The sequence below is a fragment of the Leptolyngbya sp. FACHB-321 genome (assembly GCF_014695975.1).
Lineage (GTDB): Bacteria > Cyanobacteriota > Cyanobacteriia > Leptolyngbyales > Leptolyngbyaceae > Stenomitos.
In genome coordinates this window covers 1-6,340 of the sequence record NZ_JACJPI010000089.1, presented here as the reverse complement: position 1 = coordinate 6,340, position 6,340 = coordinate 1, and the positions used below count along the sequence as shown (strand labels likewise).

At 51.6% G+C, this 6,340-nt stretch carries 5 protein-coding genes; 4 read left to right on the top strand and 1 reads right to left on the bottom strand.

Annotated features, from left to right (window positions below; all coding sequences use genetic code 11):
- Positions 1-506: 506 nt before the first annotated feature.
- Entirely contained in the window at positions 507-3,263 is a 2,757-nt protein-coding gene (locus H6F76_RS28615) for an Ig-like domain-containing protein (RefSeq protein ID WP_190513488.1), read from the top strand.
- Positions 3,238-4,506, top strand: a complete 1,269-nt coding sequence (locus H6F76_RS28610) for a M15 family metallopeptidase (protein ID WP_190513486.1) — start codon at positions 3,238-3,240, stop codon at positions 4,504-4,506. The genes H6F76_RS28615 and H6F76_RS28610 overlap by 26 nt, the downstream gene beginning before the upstream one ends.
- A gap of 390 nt (positions 4,507-4,896) precedes the next feature.
- Here the strand turns inward: H6F76_RS28610 and H6F76_RS28605 are convergent, their stop codons facing one another.
- Entirely contained in the window at positions 4,897-5,103 is a 207-nt protein-coding gene (locus tag H6F76_RS28605) for a hypothetical protein (protein WP_190513484.1), read from the bottom strand.
- On the opposite strand from H6F76_RS28605, the gene H6F76_RS28600 reads away from it, so the two are divergent.
- Both H6F76_RS28600 and H6F76_RS28595 read left to right on the top strand, forming a co-directional pair.
- Positions 5,102-5,803, top strand: coding sequence for a hypothetical protein (locus tag H6F76_RS28600; protein WP_190513482.1), 702 nt, complete (start codon positions 5,102-5,104; stop codon positions 5,801-5,803). The genes H6F76_RS28605 and H6F76_RS28600 overlap by 2 nt on opposite strands.
- Positions 5,804-6,029: 226 nt before the next feature.
- Positions 6,030-6,340: alpha/beta hydrolase (locus H6F76_RS28595; protein WP_190513480.1), on the top strand; the 311-nt coding region annotated here is incomplete at its 3' end.

Genomic DNA, 6,340 nt, shown 5'->3' with positions numbered 1-6,340 from the left:
GAGATGAACTGTGTTGATGCAGCAGTGATTAGAAGTAAGCCAAGAGCCTAAAACGCTGACAGATTCTAGCTTTACAGGTTTGCGCCACTTATTTGCGAATTGCGCCATATTTTTTGCTCATTCACAACAGTATCCTGTTCCGGAGAGCAGATACAACCCGTTGAAGAACTCTAAAGCTAACCGCTTCAGGGATATGTTTAATGCTCGACACAACTGCATTTACACTTTCTAATCGAGCGATTCAATTGGTCTACTGAGACTTTCTGCTCAAGAAAGATTGAGTGATACCAATGCCCTAAATGCTGGCTACAGAGTGCTGACTTGATCCTCAGCATTCGGTCCTCAGCACTCAGTCCTCAGCGCTGACCCAAGCTTCATCTCACTTGTGAGCATTGGGATGACTGAACATCGCCATGCTGCATTTTCCACCGTGGCACACGAAGTGCTCGTCAATTTTTGTTCCACTCTTCCGAGGTTTTCGATATATGCAAACTAGCCAGGAACCTATGATTAAACTGCAAGCAGGTGGTGTTGCTCCTGTAATTAGCTATAACGTACCAGAAGCTACTTCTCACAGCGGTCGCAACTTCATCGATTTGCAAATTCCTGACAGTTATTTCATTCCGCCCAAAGCTCCAACCGCCAAGATGAATGCTCTGACAGCCACTTCCCTACGGGCGGCATCCGTTGCTCCAACCGAAGTGACTGCTGCACAAGTCAAGGCTGAACTGGTGCAACAATTGGCGATGATTCAAGATCCGCTCAGCACAGAACTGCAAAATCTTGATCCAGACGAAGTCGTGATGATGGCACAAGCTGGTAAGCAACTGGCGCTTTATAATTCCACAACTGGCAAGGTCAAGTACACCTACGTTGATAAACGACTAGAAACTGAAACTCCTCCGTTTGTACCGGATCAGCATTTACCGGAGTTCATTGACGAGGGAATTGAACAGGAAACAATAGGTGATGGTGTCTCCGGAGAAATGGCTGACAACCGAACACCGATCGCATCAATGCTCCCCCCGCGAGATCGCGATCCGCGTGAACCAGATCCTGAACCAATTGAACAGATTGTGACAGCAACGGTGAACATCACTGCTCCCACCAACAACGAAACGATTTTGGGATCCGCCACGGGTGCACAATTCACTATCTCTGGAACAGCCTCAGCGCGGCGTTACATTGCCGGACGACCCTCTACCAGTGTGAGAATTTCTCAAGTGCTGGTGAAGGTAGGCAATGGGGAGTATCAAACGGCAACACTGAATGGCAGCAGTTGGTCGTTTGCCGCACGGGCTACCAACTCTGGCAGTCTGCCCATCCAAGTGCAAGCGGTGGCGCTGGGTGGCGAATCGGATGTGAAGTCTATCACTGTGAATGTCAGCCTGGAACAGCCCGATCGTATTGCTCCTGTGGTGGCGATCGCTTCCCCTCCAAATGGCACAACTGTTACGGCTCCTACAGGCAGCAACTCCGTGCCCATTAGCATTAGCGGTACAGCCACCGATAACAAAGGGGTGCAGTTGGTTGAGCTAATGGTAGACAACAATAACCAGTATGTGCAGGTTGATCCGAAAGCCGCAGGCGATTGGTCTGCCTGGAGCAAGCAGATCTCTCTGGCTCCTGGTTCCCACACGATTACGGTACGGGCAACCGATGCTGTAGGTAACACTGCCCCCAGTTCCATCAATGTAACCGTGAACGTTGCACCACCTGCTGATCGCACAGGACCCGCGATCGTTATCACCAGTCCGGCAGCAAACGCGAAAATCAATGGTGTGTTTAGTGGAGCGACTGTCACGGTAGAAGGCAGCGCCAGTGATCCTAGCGGCGTAGCCTCTGTGCAGCTTTTTCTCAACGGCAACCCAATTCCTAGCAGCGCTCGTCCTAAAAACGGTAATGATTGGTCAAGCTGGTCGGCGAATTTGCTGATTACCGATTCTGGTTTCTTCACCATCACAGCTAGAGCAACTGATAGTTTAGGCAATGCCAACGATGCGACAGTTGGTGTCAACGTCACTCTGATGCCGGATATTGTGTCTCGCTTGACCCGCCTGATTCTGGTGGAGAGTTATCAGCTGTCGTCTTACCTGGGCAATTATGGTGCAGGCAGAACGATCAAAACCTTCTCACTGTTGCCTGGTGAAAAGACGCGCATCAGCATCAAAACTTACACCCGTACCGAAGAAAGTGCCAAGAGTGCCGCCAGCATTCTGGATTCCGTTACGGATGAGCGAGTGGAAGAATTTGAGACTTTGATGGCGAACGAACACTCCAACCAGAAGAACTACCAAGAAAGCAAAATGTATAAGGTAGGAGCCTCCGCGAAAGCAAGCTGGGGTTGGGGTAGCGCGACGATCAGTGGCGAACTAGGTGGTAACTCGAATAGTGCCAGAGAAGAGTTCGCGAAGAACGTTGCCAATGCCACTCGCAAGCAAGCCGATCGTGCTTCTGCCAAACGCGAAATGCAGGTGAACACGGCTTACGAAGTGCGCCAACAGACTGGAGAAGAAACGGCGATCGAGCGAGAAGTGGAAAACATCAACGTCAGCCGCACCCTCAACTTCGTCTTCCGGCAAATGAATCAGGAATTCATTACCCTGCTGCATCTAGTGGATGTACGAGTGGGTTTCTTCCGAGTTGAGCAAATCAACGGCAAGGAAGAAAATGTCTACCAGGAAGTGTCGCTACCGGAACTCGATAGCCTGCTGAAGCAAGTCGTTGTGCCAGAGAAGCGATCGGAGGTGAAAAATGCGATTCTGCGCCAGTTGATGAATGTCTTCGACTACCAGGATCAGCGCCATAGCTTTATAGAAGAGAAAGTTTTCTTGGATGAACGAGGTCAGGAAATTCCTAACTTCCGCTATCTGCGCGCCAAGAAGGACTACGTTTCCACCTATCGCGATCGAGCTACCGATACTGAGATTCAAGTACCGGGAATCATCCTAGCAGCCAACAAGTACGTGCTGCGAACCGAAGGCATGATGGTGGAAGCACTGCTGGGACAGGGCAATGGATTAGACGACTACTCGCAGGGCTTGCAAGACCAAACCGTTCAGGCGAAGATTCTCAGCAACGCGCAATTGCAGGCAGAGATCGATCGTCAGCAACTCGCCATGCAAATTATCGCCAGCAAAGACCAGGATGCTGCCAAGCTGTACGACCTGATGTACCGTCCGGCACAACCTGCTGCCCAACCGAAACCCGAACAACCCAAAGCTCAGGAGAAAGATAATGGTCAACTCAGTCACGTCAACTAGGGCGCTGACTGACGGAGTGCTGCGTAATACGTTAAAAGCGGTGCAGCCCTCCGCTACTCCGCCCTCTGCTGTCACGCAAGCGATCGCCCTCAATCCGCAGGAAAAAGCTCTAATTCAACAGAAGCTCGATGTGGCGACAGCGACCGAGGCGATCGTGCAAGCCGTTGTGGATGCGCGAGTCGCCAGCAGCCAACCCGTCAATGAAGCAGCCCGCCAAGAAATCGTTAACCTAGTTGAGCTGGAACAAGCGGGATATCTGCATCGCGTGACGCAAGAGTTCAAAGGCTTGCCGTCGATCGTCCGGGCAGGATTTGCTCATTCCGCCGACAACTATCGATCAACCCGCGAAACACTGTTCAAAGATGGCTATCAAAATCCAGCCAAAACCATCTTCCAGAAAATCAAGACAGCGAAGTTCTTAGATCATTCCGTTGTTGGTGGACTGCATCAAGAGTTCGTCGATCGCCTAGATGATTTGGAGTCAGAACTGGATAAACAAGCTCCTGGAACGGCAACCAAAGTAGCCGCGATGATCCAACAAGTTGTCGGCTTCGTCCCCCGTTTAACCCGCGACAGTGATGCAGAACTGAGCAATCACGCTTATGGTTTGGCGATCGACATTGATAGCTCCCGCAATCCATACATCGCCAAACAAGCCGTCATCAATGAGCTGAATTGGGTTGTCCGCGACCTCAATTTCGATTTTGGGAAGGCGATCGAACCGTCAATTAGTTGGGGTGATGCGGCGGCGGTTACTCGGCTGCATGAAAAAGTAGCGGCAGCATCAGACAAGCTGAAAGCCTGGTTACAGCAATATCTCGCACCCTACAATGCCTTTAAGCACCAGATTGAGGAAGCCCAGCAAGCCCTTAAGGAGCTAGACAAGCAACTGAAGCAGGCAAAAGCTGCTCAGCAAGCTGCCCAGCACAATTCTGATGCCCATAAGCAAGCAACTGCTGCGATCGCTCAACTGCAAACCGAGATCAAAACTCAGCAGGAGATTGTTAAAACTGCCGAAACCACGATCAAAGCCGACGAAAATTTTACCCATCTACAAGCACTCGATGCGTTACATGGCAAAGATTTACTGGAATGGTCGCAGTACGGGATTCAATCGATTCCATTGGAGCTGGCGATCGCCATGAACGCTCTCGGTTTCCGCTGGGGACAACAATACAAGAGTAAGAAAGATGGTATGCACTTCGAGCTATTAGCAGAGGAGGTAATCTCGAAAGCAGGATAGGACACTCTTAGAGAAAGGAGCACGCCGTTGTGTTCAAATGGTCCCAGCGTGGGGTAGTGGAAGGGTCGCTGCAACGAGGGGCAATTCGGTCCGATCCGGAACCTGAAACGGCGTAAACTCGCTGATTGATAGAAGCAAAAGGTAGGCAAAGTAAAATTAATTTTTGGTACAAAATAATTGCTCTAAAACCTTTGTAAAAGGGGGTTGAGTAGCATTGGATGCTGTGGGCGAAGGTGCCACAGGCAGGACAAGAAGGTGACCAATTCTAAGCTGTCTATTTTTTCCTTCCTACCCATCTTTGTCGTCTCCTTATCGGAGCCGTTTGTCATACATGCGCTAACCACAGCGGTTGGTACTCAAACCCCGTGTGCCATCCGATGAGCGCCGCGGTCACTCACTCAAGCCCGCGGCACGGTAACGCTGAGTTTCAAAGCGACAGGCACGCCTGAGCGTACAAAGGTTAGCGCCTTCTGAGATGCCCTCTTCTATGGAGCCGCGAAGAAATTGATTGGCTGCTTCCGTAGCAACACGCCACCCCAGCGTAGTTTCTCTAGGACCCATAAAACTTAAAGAGACAAAGCCACAGGACTGAACCATGCCATTTCGTTATCTTCTGGCGCTCAGCGCGCTCTCGTTTGCCTTGCCGACTGCCGCCTCAGCCGCTGTTTACACTACAACAACAGGACAAACTCGCTTCGTGCTTGATCTCGGTGGCTCCAAACCGAGTGTGGAATACGTGAGCCGCATGCAAGGCAAAGATTGGGTTGGCGCAGCCAATGTCGCTGGCGTACCAGTGCCTGCTAGTGGTGTTTCACGCTATCGCGGCACGTTTCGCGATTTTCGTACTGGTGCCGGCGCCGAACAGGTTTGTACCGGCACGATCGACATCCTCGACAATCGCCCCGGGCAACGCTTCTCAGTCACTTGGAATGTGACCGGCGGCAAGGCTTGTCCCGTCATCGGTCAGACGGTCACGCTCAATTTAGTGGCGGCCTTGCCCCGTCCTGATGGGCGTGGAGACTTTACACCGGCAATCGTTGATCAATGGAATGGTGGCACTCAAGCTAGCACTTGGCGTGGGTGGAGAGTGGTGTCAGCCGATGGCTTTCTCAACTGTCGTGCCACCCCGAATGGAGCCATTCGCCGCACCTATAAGCTGGGTGAGCCGCTCACAGCATTTCGGGACCGCTCCGGGCTAGCCATGACCACCGTCAACGGTGCTCCTTGGCTGCGCACTGCCGACAACTGCTTGGTTCGCGCTAACGCTCGCTTTGTGCAACCAACGAACTCGTTCTAATTACATTACTTCGCTGCCAGGCTTTGAAGGGTTGGGTCGCCCTTAAGGAGCGTTGGAGGTGCAGCTGGCTAGAAAGCGACACGACAAGGGGTTAAGCTGACAGCAGACCAGCACTGTCAGTCTACAGACCAATTACACTCGACCGTAGCGCTCCTCTCTCTAGAGAGGGGTTCGTTGAACTATTAAGTTTTGTTACGGTTTCAGGGTTGGTAAGAATGATGAGCGCATGACTTCTGACTTCACTCCTGTGTCGCAAGCCCGCCTGAACGAGCATTATGTTGATCTAAACAATTGCCGCCTCTTTTATACGCAAGGTGGTGCCAATTTAGAGGCAACACCGCTTGTGTTTCTACATGGTTGGGGCATCTCGGCTGAACCCTATGGTGAAGTCCTGCAATTACTGGCACAGCAGCAGCCAGTGTTTGCTCCCGACCTACCTAGCTTTGCTCGCTCGTCTTATGACCAACTGCTGCCCGACTACGACAGTTATGCTCGCCTTTTGCTGGCGTTCCTGGAGCGTCTCAACCTTCACCAAGT